This is a genomic window from Trinickia symbiotica, assembly GCF_002934455.1.
In the GTDB taxonomy this organism is placed as follows: domain Bacteria; phylum Pseudomonadota; class Gammaproteobacteria; order Burkholderiales; family Burkholderiaceae; genus Trinickia; species Trinickia symbiotica.
Window position 1 is genome coordinate 380,023 of sequence record NZ_PTIR01000001.1, and the last position, 14,338, is coordinate 394,360.

At 63.9% G+C, this 14,338-nt stretch carries 11 protein-coding genes; 7 read left to right on the forward strand and 4 right to left on the reverse strand.

The genetic code is table 11. From position 1 onward, the window contains the following. Positions 1-10 precede the first annotated feature (10 nt). From B0G57_RS01775 to B0G57_RS01785, 3 genes are all read left to right on the forward strand, one after another. The gene (locus tag B0G57_RS01775; RefSeq protein ID WP_018438859.1) at positions 11-1,045 is read left to right on the forward strand and encodes an NAD(P)-dependent alcohol dehydrogenase; all 1,035 of its coding nucleotides are present in this window, start codon (positions 11-13) and stop codon (positions 1,043-1,045) included. A 3-nt stretch (positions 1,046-1,048) separates the two neighbouring features. Further along, a complete protein-coding gene (locus B0G57_RS01780; RefSeq protein WP_020565988.1) occupies positions 1,049-2,149 on the forward strand; it encodes an erythritol/L-threitol dehydrogenase in 1,101 nt (366 codons plus the stop codon). Positions 2,150-2,354: 205 nt separating this feature from the next. Further along, positions 2,355-3,506: a methyl-accepting chemotaxis protein gene (locus tag B0G57_RS01785; protein WP_018438861.1), complete on the forward strand. Its 1,152-nt coding sequence runs from the start codon at positions 2,355-2,357 to the stop codon at positions 3,504-3,506. A 30-nt stretch (positions 3,507-3,536) separates the two neighbouring features. Here the strand turns inward: B0G57_RS01785 and B0G57_RS01790 are convergent, their stop codons facing one another. The 3 genes from B0G57_RS01790 to betC all read right to left on the reverse strand — a co-directional run bounded on the left by B0G57_RS01790 (position 3,537) and on the right by betC (position 7,261). After that, the gene (locus tag B0G57_RS01790) at positions 3,537-4,679 is read right to left on the reverse strand and encodes a porin (RefSeq protein WP_026229327.1); all 1,143 of its coding nucleotides are present in this window, start codon (positions 4,677-4,679) and stop codon (positions 3,537-3,539) included. Then, positions 4,676-5,653 (reverse strand): choline ABC transporter substrate-binding protein, encoded by a 978-nt coding sequence (gene choX / locus B0G57_RS01795; RefSeq protein ID WP_018438863.1) that lies wholly within the window; start codon positions 5,651-5,653, stop codon positions 4,676-4,678. The genes B0G57_RS01790 and choX overlap by 4 nt, the downstream gene beginning before the upstream one ends. Positions 5,654-5,719: 66 nt before the next feature. Next, entirely contained in the window at positions 5,720-7,261 is a 1,542-nt protein-coding gene (gene betC / locus B0G57_RS01800; RefSeq protein WP_018438864.1) for a choline-sulfatase, read from the reverse strand. Between the two features lie 180 nt (positions 7,262-7,441). Here betC and B0G57_RS01805 point away from each other — a divergent pair, with 180 nt between their 5' ends. The 4 genes from B0G57_RS01805 (at position 7,442) to B0G57_RS01825 (ending at position 13,313) form a co-directional block, all read left to right on the forward strand. Then, the gene (locus tag B0G57_RS01805) at positions 7,442-8,383 is read left to right on the forward strand and encodes a choline sulfate utilization transcriptional regulator (protein ID WP_018438865.1); all 942 of its coding nucleotides are present in this window, start codon (positions 7,442-7,444) and stop codon (positions 8,381-8,383) included. Between the two features lie 788 nt (positions 8,384-9,171). After that, on the forward strand, positions 9,172-10,506 hold the full coding sequence (locus B0G57_RS01815; RefSeq protein WP_018438867.1) for a glutamine synthetase family protein: 1,335 nt from the start codon (positions 9,172-9,174) through the stop codon (positions 10,504-10,506). A gap of 98 nt (positions 10,507-10,604) precedes the next feature. After that, positions 10,605-12,017: an aspartate aminotransferase family protein gene (locus B0G57_RS01820; RefSeq protein ID WP_035468150.1), complete on the forward strand. Its 1,413-nt coding sequence runs from the start codon at positions 10,605-10,607 to the stop codon at positions 12,015-12,017. A 108-nt stretch (positions 12,018-12,125) separates the two neighbouring features. After that, positions 12,126-13,313, forward strand: coding sequence for a baeRF3 domain-containing protein (locus B0G57_RS01825; RefSeq protein ID WP_018438869.1), 1,188 nt, complete (start codon positions 12,126-12,128; stop codon positions 13,311-13,313). A 52-nt stretch (positions 13,314-13,365) separates the two neighbouring features. On the opposite strand, the gene B0G57_RS01830 is transcribed toward B0G57_RS01825, so the two are convergent. Further along, positions 13,366-14,334 (reverse strand): phosphoribosyltransferase, encoded by a 969-nt coding sequence (locus tag B0G57_RS01830; protein WP_026229330.1) that lies wholly within the window; start codon positions 14,332-14,334, stop codon positions 13,366-13,368. Positions 14,335-14,338: the final 4 nt, after the last annotated feature.

Consider the following 14,338-nt stretch of genomic DNA (forward strand, 5'->3'; position numbering starts at 1 on the left):
AAGGAAAAAAATGGAAGCCCTCGTTCTCGAAGAAGCGCGCCGCATCCGGCTGCGCCCCTTCACGTTGCCGCAAGCCGTCGGGCCGCGCGACGTGCGCATCCGTATTCATACGGTCGGCATCTGCGGCAGCGACATTCACTACTACCAGCACGGGCGCATCGGGCCATTCGTCGTCGACGAACCGATGGTGCTCGGCCATGAGGCGTCGGGCACGATCATGGAAGTCGGCGACGAGGTCAGTCATCTTCAAGTCGGCGACCGCGTCGCCATGGAGCCCGGCGTCCCCGACATGACTTCGCGCGCCGTGCGCGAAGGCATGTACAACCTCGATCCGAAGGTGCGCTTCTGGGCAACGCCTCCCGTTCACGGTTGTCTCACACCGTTCGTCGTCCATCCGGCCGCCTTCACCTACAAGCTGCCCGACCACGTGAGCTTTGCCGAAGGCGCGATCGTCGAGCCGCTTTCGATCGGGTTGCAAGCCGCGACGAAAGCGTCGATCAAGCCGGGCGACGTCGCCGTCGTCCTCGGCGCCGGCACCATCGGCATGATGTGCGCGCTCGCCGCGCTCGCGGGCGGCTGCAGCCGCGCGATCGTCTGCGATCTCGTTCCCGAGAAGCTCGATCTGATCGGGGGGGTAACGGGCGTCACCTGCGTCGACATCCGTGAGAAAAGCGTGCGCGATGTCGTCGCCGAGCTCACCGACGGCTGGGGCGCGAACGTCGTTTTCGAGGCGAGCGGCAGCGAAAAGGCCTTCGAGGGGATCGTCGACCTGCTCTGCCCCGGGGGCTGCCTCGTACTCGTCGGCATGCCGCAGCACGCCGTTCCCGTCGATATCGTCGCATTGCAAGTCAAGGAGGCGCGGATCGAGTCGGTCTTCCGCTACGCGAATATGTTCCCGCGCGCGATCCAGTTGATCGCTTCGGGTCGCGTCGACGTGAAACCGTTCATTTCGCGCTCGTTCCCGTTCTCGCGCGGCATCGAGGCGTTCGAAGAAGCGGCGAGCGGCAAGCCGACCGACGTCAAAGTCCAGATCGTCATGGAGTGATCGATGAGCGAATCGCCAGCAAACTCGCCGATGACCGCCGTCGTCTGTCATGCGCCGAACGACTACCGCGTCGAGCGCGTCGAGCGGCCGCGGCCGGGCCGTAATGAGCTCGTCATCCGCATTGCCGCCTGCGGCATTTGCGCAAGCGATTGCAAATGCTATGCGGGCGCGAAGATGTTCTGGGGCGGGGCCAGCCCGTGGGTGAAGGCACCTGTGATTCCGGGGCATGAGTTCTTCGGCTACGTGGAAGAGCTTGGGGAAGGCGCGGCCGCGCACTTTGGCGTGAGCATCGGCGAGCGCGTGATCGCCGAGCAGATCGTGCCTTGCTGCAAGTGCCGATATTGCAAGTCGGGCCAGTACTGGATGTGCGAGGTCCACAATATCTTCGGCTTTCAGCGCGAGGTCGCGGATGGCGGCATGGCCGAGTACATGCGAATTCCCGCCACGGCGATCGTGCACAAGATTCCGCTCGGGATCTCGCTCGAAGACGCCGCGATCATCGAGCCGCTCGCCTGCGCGATCCACACGGTCAACCGCGGCGACATTCAGCTCGACGACGTCGTCGTCATCGCCGGCGCCGGGCCGCTCGGCTTGATGATGACGCAGGTGGCGCATTTGAAGACGCCGAAGAAGCTCGTCGTCGTCGATCTCGTCGACGAGCGGCTCGCGCTCGCGAGCGAATATGGCGCCGACGTCATCATCAATCGGCGCAAGGACGACGCGATCGCCATCGTGCGCTCGATTACCGATCAGTACGGGTGCGACGTCTACATCGAAACGACGGGTGCGCCGGCGGGTGTGCCGCAAGGACTCGAGATGATTCGCAAGCTCGGGCGCTTCGTCGAATTCTCGGTGTTCGGCGAGCAAACATCAGTCGATTGGTCCATCATCGGCGATCGCAAAGAGCTCGACCTACGAGGCGCGCACCTCGGTCCCTACTGCTACCCGATCGCGATCGATCTGCTCGCGCGCGGGCTCGTGACGTCGAAAGGCATCGTCACGCACGGCTTCTCGCTCGAAGAGTGGGATGAGGCGATCGAGGTCGCTAACTCTCTCGATTCCATCAAGGTGTTGATGAAGCCGCGGCATAAGGAAAGACACTAGTGCCCTGTCCCGCATTTGCCTAAACGATCCCTTATCGATCGCCTCGAAAATCGCAGCAAAACTGTTGCTCTCCCCGTGTAAACCCGCGTGCGGAGAAGGGGACCGGCGCGCCGTAAATACGTGCAGCGGCGACCGGTGCAGCGCGGTTGCGCACACGCCCATCGGGCCGCCGCCCGGCAACGCAACACGAGCTTTCGAGGTCACGATGATCAAGCTTTCCAACTTCCGCCTGACGACGCGTATATCGGCGGGCTTCGCCATCATGACGCTGCTCGTGCTCTGCGCAAGCGCTATGGCCATATGGGCAGTCAAGGGCCTCGCAGCCGCGGCGGCGGCCGCCGACGGGGCGCGAATGGCCGACGCGCTTGTGCCCGTCGTCGGCATCGGCTCTACGATCGCCGTCGCGCTCGGCGCACTCCTCGGCTGGAGCATTCGGCGCAGCATCAAAGTCCCCGTGGAGAACGTCGTCGCCACGGTCGGCCGCATTGCCAATGGCGACCTCGCGACCAAAATCGAGTCGTCGGGCCGCGACGAGATCGCCTGGCTCAACTACGAGCTGAACCAGATGCGCAAAAAACTGCAGACGACCATCGCCGACGTGCGGCAATCGGCCGAGACTGTAGCGCAGGCCTCCAATGAAATTGCCGCGGGCAACAACGATCTCAGCTCGCGCACCGAGCAGCAGGCGCTCAGCTTGCAGCGCACGGCGCACTCGGTTGCGTCGCTGACCGACGCCGTCAAGCACAATGCGGATCATGCCAAGCAGGCCAACGAGCTCGTTGCGCTCGCCAGTCAGGTCGCGACCGATGGCGGACGCACGATGACGGAGGTCGTGACGACGATGAGCGAGATCAACTCCAGCGCGACCAAAATCGGCGACATCATCGGCGTCATCGACAGCATTGCGTTTCAGACGAACATTCTCGCGCTGAACGCGGCCGTGGAAGCCGCGCGCGCCGGCGAGCAGGGGCGCGGCTTTGCCGTCGTCGCGACGGAAGTGCGCGCGCTCGCGCAGCGCAGCGCGACCGCCGCGAAGGAGATCAACGAGCTCATCAGCAAGTCCGTCGAGCGAATCGAAGCCGGCGTGCGGCTCGTCGACGTCGCCGGCAAGACGATGGAACAGATCGTGACGAGTGTGAAGGAGGCGGCACAGATCATGGGCGAGATCAGCGCCGCGAGCGCCGCACAGCGCTCCGGCATCGAGCAGATTCACGTCGAGATCGCGCAGATCGATAACGTCACGCAGCAAAACGCGGCGCTCGTCGAGCAGGCATCGGCCGCGGCCGGCTCGTTGCAGGAGCAGTCTCGCACGCTCGCCGACGCAGTGCGGATCTTCCAGGTGAAGCAGGCGGGATAGGACTCGGAGCGCAGACCGCGCGCAGATCGACTAGAAGGAGTGACGCATGCCGATCCGGATATCCGCCTGCGTCGAGGTGGTGGACGGCGTGAAGCTGTAGCCGATCACCGCGTCCACGCCGCTGGATGCCTTCAGGTAGTCGCCCGAAACATAGACGTCGGTGCGCTTCGACAGGAGGTAGTGCATTCCGGCCGAAACCTGATTCCAGTGGTGCCCTTCGAAGCGTGTGTACTGATAACCGCCGATCGCGCTGAAGGCGGGCGTCATTCGCCAGGACGCACCGCCTTCGAGCACCTGCATGTGCGACGATTCGCCGAACCCCTTGATCGTCGTGTACGAGAAGTTGCCCATCAGGGTCACGGCACCGATCGCGTAGCTCGAACCGATTCCGAACGTGCCTTGCTTGTCCACCGGGAAAGACGTGCTCGAGTACAAATCGGCAATGGCACCGGTCGCGGGATCCACGCTGACCGTCGGTTTGCCGAGGAACGTGTGCGTGCCGATCATCGCATAAGGATCGAACGCGTAAATGCCATGCGGATTGTTCAACTGAGTATAAGCCGCACCGATCGTGAAGTTTCCGTGCGCATAGTGGGCGCCGACACTGTACGCGCTATCCTCGTGAAAGTTGCCCGCCACGCCGCCGAAGGACCACATGCCTCCGAACTTCAGGCCGCTGATGTCCTTCGAGAGGAACTTGATCGAATTCGGCAGCCGATCGCCATTGAAACGGTCGAAGTCGCCCTGATGGATGGCGTAGCCGCTTGCCCAGGCGGAGACGTTGTAGAGGAATACCATCTCCTCGGTCATATCGAGCTGATTGCCGAGCGATAAGGTGCCCCACTGGTTCGATAGGCCCACATAGGCTTGTCGCCCGAACTCGGCACCGCCGAACGCGAGCTTGCCGGTGCCGAGCCTGAAGCCGCTTTCGAGCGCGAACACCGCGGAGAGGCCGCCGCCGAGGTCTTCGGTGCCTGTCAGCCCCCAGCGGTTGCCGTATGAAACACCATCGTCGAACTTGATCACGTGTGAGCCGCCACTGTTGTTCACGTAGGTGATACCGGCGTCGAGAATGCCGTACAGCGTGACGCTGCTTTGGGCGTGGCTAAAAGTCGGTATGGATGCCAGGGCCAATGCAAGGCCGAATGATATCGGGGCAGGTAGTCGATTCATTTTTGTTTGCTCTCGCCAAGCGCAGCCTTGACTGCCTGCAATCCGTCGGCGCCCGTGGCCGTCGTCACGCCGTCGAGCCAAGGTCCGAGCAGGTTCGTATGAGCCTTGAGGGCATCGAGGGCGGCAGTGTTCACGTTGACCTTGTTCAACAGCACGTCGGCGATGATCTGATTTTCGAGCTCGACATTGAACGTCAATTGCCTGAACAGCTTTCCGAGGTTCGCGCACTGCCCCGCGAAGCCGGCGCGCGTCACCGTGTTCACCGTCGCGCCGCCATAATCAGGTCCAAAATACGCGTCGCCGCCCGACAGGTAGGCCAGATGAAACTTCGTGTTCATCACGTGCGGCTCCCACGCCAGAAACACGATCCACTTCTTGTCGCGAACCGCGCGTTCGACCTGGGTCAGCATCGCGGTCTCGCTCGACGCGACGAGCGACCAACGGCCGAGCTCGAACGCCTTGTCGCCGATCATTTTCGTGATGTTTTGGTTGGCGGGGGCGCCCGGCTCGATGCCGTAGATCTTGTCGCCGAATTGCTCGCCATGCTTCGCGAGATCGGCAAACGAATGGACCCCGGCCGCCGCGACGTAATCGGGTACCGCGAGCGTGAACTTTGCACCGGTCAGATTGGCGTGCAGCACATCGATCGAGCGCTCGGCAATGAACGGTCTCACGAGTGGGGCCTGTGCCGGCATCCAGTTGCCGAGGAACACGTCGACCTGCCCTTTCTTCAAGCCTTCGTAGGTGATCGGCACCGAAAGGTTGGCGACGCTCTGGCGATAACCGAGCGCCTTCAGCAGCACACCTGTCACGGCGTTGGTCGCGTCGATATCGGTCCACCCGGGATCGGCCATGCGAACTTCGGTGCAACTGCCCGGCTCCGCCGCGCGCGTCGCGAGCGTGGGCAACACCGCGGCCACGAACAATATCGCGGATACGATGCTCCTCGCCCAGTGGCGTTCGTTTCGTTTCATTTCCGCTCCTGCGTGGGGTTGTTTTCACTACGTCTAGATTGGGGTTCCGTTGGGGCCGGCAGTCGGTTACTCGCGCACGACGCGAGGAAAGCGCGCCATCGCTTCCAGCGTGTCCAGTTCAATGTGATTGCGCATGTAGCGTTGGCTCGCGTCGGTGAACGGCTGCCAGTCCCACGACTGAATTCGTCCTTGTGTCGTCGCCGCGTAATGGAAACGCCGCCGGCGCTGGCTCACGCTGACCTCCCGATGCAACGCGTCGAGATCCCAACGCTGCGCGACTTCCGCGCGGAATGCCGCGACGCGTGGCGCGTGCGCCGGACTCCGCGCTAGATTGACGAGCTCGAGCGGGTCGGCCTCGACGTCGAACAGTTGATCGGGATCCGCCTGTGTATGGATGAACTTGTACGGCCCGCGTCGGATCATCACGATCGGTGCGATGGCGCCTTCGGCGAGATATTCGCCGAATGTTTCGTCATGTCCGCCATCGTTGCGCAAATGCGGTACGAGGCTGCGGCCGTCCACCGGATCGGGCCATGCAGTCTCGCGCGCACCGGTTGCCAGCTCGACGAGCGTCGGCAGCAGATCGATCGTCGAAACGGATTCGGCCACCCTGTGCGGCGCGAACTGCGTCGGCGCGTGCACGATCAGCGGTACGCGCGCCGCGTTCTCGAAGAACGTCATCTTGTACCAGAGGCCTCGCTCGCCGAGCATGTCGCCGTGGTCCGACGTAACGATGACGATGGTGTCGTCGGCAAATCCCGTTGCCTCGAGTGCGTCGAGCATCGCGCCGAACTGCGCATCCACGTATGAAAGCGCTCCATAGTACGCACGGCGTGCATGGCGGATTTGAACTTCGGTGGGCGGTGTACGGTCGTTCTCGCAGACGTGTCTCAGCCGCTTCGAATGCGCGTCGCTCTCGTCGTAGCCGAGCGTCACGCGCGGCAGATCGATGTCCTCGTCGCGATAGAGGTTCCAGAACGGCAATGGAATCGCGTACGGATCGTGAGGATGCGTCAGCGAAGCGACCAGACAGAACGGCCGCAGATCGCTGCCTGCCTGACGTTCGCGTGCCATGTCGTAGAGCTTCTGCCGCACGGTGAACGTCACTTCGTCGTCGAAATCGAGCTGGTTGGTCCGCACGCACGGACCGGCATCGAGCACCGAGCTCATGTTGTGGTACCAGCTCGGCCGAGCTTCGGGCCGGTCCCAGTCGGGCACCCAGCCGAAATCCGCGGGATAAATGTCGGTCGTCAGGCGCTCTTCGAAACCGTGTAGCTGGTCGGGGCCGCAGAAATGCATCTTGCCGGACAGTACGGTGCGGTAGCCGGCCGCGCGCAGATAATGGGCGAACGTTAGGGTTTGGGCGGGGAATTCGGCGGCGTTGTCATAGGCGCCGATCTTCGACGGCAGCTTGCCCGCCATCAGCGCAAAGCGCGACGGCGCGCAAAGCGGACTCGCGCAGTAGGCCGAGTCGAACACGACGCCGCCGCGCGCGAGCGCATCGATGCGCGGCGTCTTCGAGACGGTGTTGCCATACGACCGTAACGACGAGGTCGTCATCTGGTCCGCCATCAGGATGAGGATATTTTTTCTCGCGCTGGGATTCATGAACGAGGCCGATTAGAATCAGTTGCGAAACGGGGTGCACTCGCGGGCAGTCTTTGCCGTGCCTGCCGACTGCACCCGCCGCTCGATCCGCGCTGCGTCCCGAGCGAGTGAGATCAAATATGTCGGCTCATTAATCGCGTGTGAAGTCGCCCACAACTTATGGCCCTATTAGGTGCGCTTATGTCTGGACACGATCGTTTGCCGCCGATGCAAGCGCTCTCCGTCTTCGAGTCCGCGGCGCGACTGGCAAGCTTCAGCGCGGCCGCGCGTGAGCTCGATTCGACGCAGCCGGCGGTCAGCCAGCGCATCGTCCAGCTCGAGGCGGACCTCGGGGCACCGCTATTCGAACGCGGTCACCGCGGCGTAACGCTGACGCCCGAAGGTGAGCGCCTGTACGAGGCCGTCCGCCACAGCTTCACGAGGATTCGCGATGCCGTGGCCGACATTCGATCGAGGCGCGCCAAGGGCGCGCTGACGATTCTCACGGACGCCGGCTTCGCCACTTACTGGCTGATGCCGCGCCTCACCGGCCTGAGGCGCTCGATGCCGGATCTCGACGTGAAGGTGGTCACATCGCAGCATGCGTTCGACCCTCGCCGCGACCGCGCGGACGTCGCGATTGCGTTCGGGGACGGCGATTGGTCGCCCTGCACGGCGACGCGCCTCTTTCCCGAGCAGGTGATTCCGGTCTGCTCGCCCGCGTTTCGCGCGGCACATTCGTCGCTCGCCGCACCCGCGGATCTGCGCGCCCTTCCGTTGCTGCATGTGCAGCCGACCGAGCCCAAGCGCTGGCTGGACTGGAACGGCTGGTTCAACGCTTATGGCATTGCCGCGCCGCCCGACGAACATGGCTTGACGTTCAACAGCTACGCGCTGGTCATGCACGCGGCACTGACCCATCAAGGCGTGGCGCTCGGCTGGTCGCCGCTCGTCGATGAGCTCATTGCGACCGGCCAGCTCGTGGCGCTCTTCGATACGCCTGTCACGACGCCGCGGGGGTATTTTCTGGTCTGCCCTCCCGCGCGCCCCGAAGCGCCCGCGGCGCCGGCTTTCCGGCGATGGCTCTTCGCGGCTTGCGCGGCCGACGGGGCGTTCAATGCGGTCGCGCGCGTGCCAATTTGATTTCGACGTCACTTTCGCCGCGAGAGGTTCGCGCCACGCGACGCGTCAATGCATCCTATCTAATGCGGCTATTTAATCGTCGAAGCGATCAAAAAAAACCGAATTATCGCCTAGGCGAGATGCGTCGTTTCGTCTTGACTCCCGAATTTAATTGCGCATTTCTTTCCTCGGCACGTCGGACCGCGAGGAGTCTGTAGTAGCTTCAGCAGACACTTGGCAACGTTTTCTCTCACAACGCATTTGACGACTTTTTTAGAGCTCGTATATGCTCGAAATACGTTGCCTTTGTCGAGGTCATCGTGAGAGCCCGAGGTCCTTTGATTAGATGGAACCGCACTCAGCCAGCGAGGTATCTTCGCGGCGATTGCGCCACAGCCGACGGCAGCAGCCGCACGCCTGAATTTCGCCGGTGTTCGTCCGTCTCCACCGTCCTGTCCCGTCGCTGCGTGCGGCGCCACAACGTCGTTTCGTCCCGCGCATTCGTGGCCGTCGATAAGGACGGCGTCGCCTCGCTGCTGCCGTAGCGTCTCCTTCGCCCCCCCTTCCCTTCGCTGTACGCCCGGCGCAGGGCATCGGCGCGCACATCGCCTGACGGCCAGCCGGCGCGATCGATCCGTGCCGAACGTCTGGCTTTTCGCCACACGCGGCACCGTCCGCTGACGCGGCGTGCATGCTCCCATTCCCGGCACCACGCGTTTCGCGCGTTGCCGCGGAGTCGCGTCGCCCCACGCTCGGCCTCAGGGCCTTGGGCGATGCGAGCCGGCACCATCAAACCAACGAGAACGATCATGTACGACATCGATGAATTCCTGAGAAAGCACCACGTCACCGAGATCGAGGCGATCATCCCCGACATGGCTGGCATCGCACGCGGCAAGATCATCCCGCGCAGCAAGTTCGAGTCGGGCGAGGCGATGCGCTTGCCGCAGGCCGTGATGATCCAGACGGTCACGGGCGACTACCCGGACGATAGCAGCCTCACCGGCGTAACGGACCCCGACATGGTCTGTGTGCCCGACCCGTCGACGATTCGGATGATTCCGTGGGCTGTCGACCCGACCGCGCAAGTCATCCACGACTGCGTCCACTTCGACGGCACGCCGGTCGCGATCTCGCCGCGTCATGTGTTGCGAAGCGTGCTCGAGCACTATGAAGCGAAGGGCTGGAAGCCCGTCGTCGCACCGGAGCTCGAGTTCTATCTCGTCGACATGAACAAAGACCCGGACTTGCCGCTGCGCCCGCCCGTCGGTCGCACGGGTCGAGCGGAAACCGGGCGGCAGGCCTATTCCATTGAAGCCGTCAACGAGTTCGATCCGCTCTTCGAAGATATCTATGAGTACTGCGAGATCCAGGAGCTCGAGGTCGATACGCTGATTCACGAGGTAGGCGCGGCGCAGATGGAAATCAATTTCCTTCATGGCGATCCGCTCCATCTCGCCGATCGTGTATTCCTGTTCAAGCGCACCGTGCGCGAGGCGGCATTGCGTCATCACATGTATGCGACGTTCATGGCCAAGCCCATGGAAGGCGAGCCCGGTTCGGCGATGCACGTGCATCAAAGCCTCATCGACAAGGAGACCGGACGCAACCTCTTTACCAGCGGCAGCGGCGAGCCGACCGAGATCTTCTATAGCTACCTCGCCGGCCTGCAAAAGTACACGCCCGCGCTCATGCCGATTTTCGCGCCCTACATCAACTCGTATCGCCGCCTGTCTCGCTTCATGGCCGCACCGATCAACGTCCAATGGGGCTACGACAATCGCACCGTCGGCTTTCGCATTCCACATTCGGCGCCGGCGGCGCGCCGGATCGAGAATCGGATACCGGGCGTGGACTGCAACCCCTATCTCGTGATCGCGGCCACGCTTGCGGCCGGCTATCTCGGCATCACGCAGCGTCTCACGCCGACGGAGCCGCTTGCGAGCAATGGTTATCGGATGCCATATCAGCTGCCGCGCAACCTCGAGGAAGGCCTGACGCTGATGGCCACATGCGAGCCGCTCGCGGGGATCCTCGGCGAGCCGTTCGTCAAAGCCTATCTGGTGCTGAAGGAGACCGAGTACGACGCGTTCTTCCGCGTGATCAGCTCTTGGGAACGCAGGCATCTGCTGCTCAACGTCTAAGCGAAGGAACCCAAATGAGCCACGAACTCGAAACCTCCGCCTGCCCGCCGCAGCGCGCCGGTGCCGCGCGCTCGGAGACCGATGCCGCCGATATCGCCATGGCCCGCGCGAAGCTCGCCGGACTCCCGCAAGCGGCCACGACCCATACGCGCGGCACGGCCGAGTATCGGGCACTCGATGCCGCGCATCATCTCCATCCGTTCTCCGACATGGGCACGCTGAATCAGATCGGCAGTCGCGTCATCGTCAAAGCGAACGGTGTCTACCTGTGGGACTCCGACGGCAATCGCATCATCGACGGCATGGCCGGCCTCTGGTGCGTCAACGTGGGCTATGGACGGCAGGAGCTCGCCGACGCCGCCTATCGGCAGATGCGTGAGCTGTCCTACTACAACACGTTCTTCAAGACGACACATCCGCCGGTTATCGAGCTCTCGGCACTGCTTGCCGACCTCGCGCCCGAGCCATTCAATCACTTCTTCTATTGCAACAGCGGCTCGGAGGGAAACGATACGGTCCTGCGCATCGTCCATCGGTATTGGGCGACGCAGGGGCGGCCTGACAAGAAGTACGTCATCTCGCGGAGGAACGCCTATCACGGCTCGACGATCGCCGGCGCGACGCTCGGCGGCATGGACTACATGCATGAGCAGATGCCCGCGAAGGTCGACCATATCGTGCATATCGGTCAGCCCTACTTCTATGGCGAAGCGCCGGCCGATATGACGCCCGAAGCATTCGGTCTCGCGCGCGCTCGCGAACTCGAGGCAAAGATTCTCGAGCTCGGCGCCGAGAACGTCGCCGCCTTCATCGGCGAGCCGTTTCAAGGCGCGGGCGGCGTCATTTTTCCGCCATCGAGCTATTGGCCCGAGATCGAGCGCATATGCCGCAAGTACGACGTACTGCTCGTCGCGGACGAGGTGATCGGCGGGTTCGGTCGCACCGGCGAATGGTTCGCTCACCGATACTTCGGCGTCTCGCCCGACCTCATGACGCTCGCTAAGGGTCTGACGAGCGGCTATGTGCCGATGGGTGCGGTGGCGATCCACGATCGCATCGCGCGCGCCCTCATCGACAACGGCGAGTTCAATCACGGTCTGACCTACTCGGGACACCCGGTGGCGGCGGCCGTCGCGATCGCGAACCTGAAGCTCTTGCGCGATGAAGGGATCGTCGAACGTGTCCGGCACGAGGCGGGGCCCTACTTTCAGCGGTGTCTGCGCGAGGCCTTCGACGGCCACCCGATCGTCGGCGAGGTGGTCGGCGCGGGGCTCGTCGCCGGGCTGCAGCTCGCCGAAGATCCTCGCGCACGCAAGCGCTTTGCCGACGGCGCCGAAGTGGGCCTGCTTTGCCGCGACTTCTGCTTCAACGGCAATCTGATCATGCGCGCCACGGGCGACCGCATGGTGCTCTCGCCGCCGCTCGTCGTCACGCATGATGAGATCGACGAGATCGTCGCGAAGGCCAAAACGGCGATCGATGCCACGGCGAAACAACTCGGTCTTCCGTAGCTGTGCGCCGAGCGCCGTCGTCCGTCTCGGCGCGCCACGCGCGGCGTGGCCGCCGGGCACATGCGTTGCGACGCTCAAACGCATGTCCCACCTCTCGAGGAGCATCGCATGGATTTACGCCGTCATCCCGACATCGCCACGCTGCTCTCACCGCGACAAGGCCCCTGCTTCACCCTCTGTCAACCGGTGCACGGCTCGTTTCCCGACAGCAAGCAAGACGTGCTCCGCTATCGGACTCTCCTCGGGCGGATGCGCGAGAATGCCAACGCCCGGCATCCGCGCGCGATCGTCGATCCCATCATCGCGCGGTTCGATGCGCTCATCAGTGAGCGCGGCTTCTGGGACCATACGTTCAAAGGTGTCGCCATCTACGGTGCGCCCGGCTTCTTCCATCTCGTGAAGCTTGCGGACGAAGTGCCCGAGCGTGCGGTGGTAGCCGATACCTTCTATCTGAAGCCGCTCATCGAGCAATTCCAGTTCGCCGACCCGTTCCAATTGCTGCTGTTGTCGCGCCATCGCGCGGCGCTTTACGAGGGCACTATCCGTCACCTCGCGCCGGTCGAGCTTCATCGATCGATACCGCGCAGCGCGCTGGACGAGCCGGCCACGATGCCCGAAAGCGAGGATCGCGTGCAAGGCGCGAAAGGCGGCGAAAACCGCGGCGACCGCTACACGGCGCATCACGGCGGCGGCTCCAAGCACGACGTCGTCAACGAGGACGAGGAACGCTTCTTCCGCGCCGTCTCGCGCGGCGTATGCGAACACCATTCACAGCCCTCGCGGCTGCCGCTGTTGCTCGCCGCAACCCCCGAGCATCAGGCGCTGTTCCGACGCGTAACGACAAACCCCCATTTAATGGAGGAACGCATCGACCGATATCTCGGCGATGCAAAGGCGGACGAGCTGGCGGCCGTCGCCGCGCGTGCGCTCGCCTCCCGTTTCGAGCGGCCCGTCGAAGCGCGTCTCGAAGAATATCGCGAGGCCACGCAGAAAGCGCTTGCAACCGACGTAGCGGCGGAAGTCGTCGAAGCCGCCCATGAGGGCCGCGTCGACGCATTGCTCGTCGAAACCGACCGGCTACCTAACGGGCAGCCCAAGACGGAGGAGCAATTGGCCGAGCCGACGAACCGCGGTCATCGCGAAGTGGATACGTTGCTCAATGATGTCGCGCAGGAGGTGCTGCGCAACGGCGGCGAAGTCATCGTGCTGCCTGCGGACCGGATGCCTTCGCGCACGGGACTCGCCGCCATCTACCGCTACCGTGCGCCGACGCAGGACGCTCGGGCCCCGGCCTAGCCAGTGCGCGCGCGGCGCTCCGACGCGCGTTCGCTGCCCGCCATGGCCGCCGTCATGCGACGTCGGTCGCGGCGACGCGCCATGATTGCGCCGCGATCAATCGCGCGGCCTTGCGCCCGGCGTCCCACCAGACGACTCTCAACAGCGGCGCATATTGCGCAATGAAGATCGCTTGTACGGGATCGCTCTCGACGAAATGCGTGCAGGCGAGCCTCACGGCGGCCTGCGCCTTGTGTGCCGCCACTTGCTCGGGGCTGTCGTCATGCGTCGAGGGGTCGCGCATGACGAGACGCGGACCGTCGAACCCATGGCGCGCGAGCCAGCGGACCGTGCGCGCGCGGTCCATCTCGGGCCGGCCCGTCACGATCGCCTTCGTGCGCCCGAGATCGACCTCGGGAAGGTGCGCATAGGGCGGGAGCTCGTCCCGCTCGGCGAGCGCCGCGGCAAGGTCGGCCTCGTAGCGATGCGGCGGCACGTCGGGCAGCAGCACGCCGTCGAGATCGATCGCGTAGACGGCGAACTCATGGTCCTCGCCGATGGGGCCGGCGGTGCCGGCCCGCGTGCGTTGCCAGCTCGCGCGATAGGCGTCGGTATAGGCATGGCGCTCCCACGGCATCAGCGGAAAATAGCCGCGGCCGTCGATGCCGTAATCGGGCCGGATGCGGCTCAGATCGTCGTAGGCGACCGTCATCGTCTTGACGTCGAGACCGTGCCCATGCAGGAAATCGATGCAATCGGAAAGGGTATGGCCCGCGCCGGCGATGTCCTCGCATATCAGCACTTTCCTGCCGGACGGCGGAATTGGAATCGACGAATCCCAGGAGACCCGCCGCGTCGCGCGTTCATAGCGCAACGATGCGTACGGGACGCCCGTGGCGTGAGACACCATCAGCGCCAGCGGCGCTCCGCCGCGCAAGACCCCGATCGCGCAGGCAAATGCTTCGCGAGCCAGGGTGGGCTGAAGCGAAGCGATCCATCGATCGATTTCATCGTAGGTGAACGGCAATACCGGCGTGTCCAGCGTT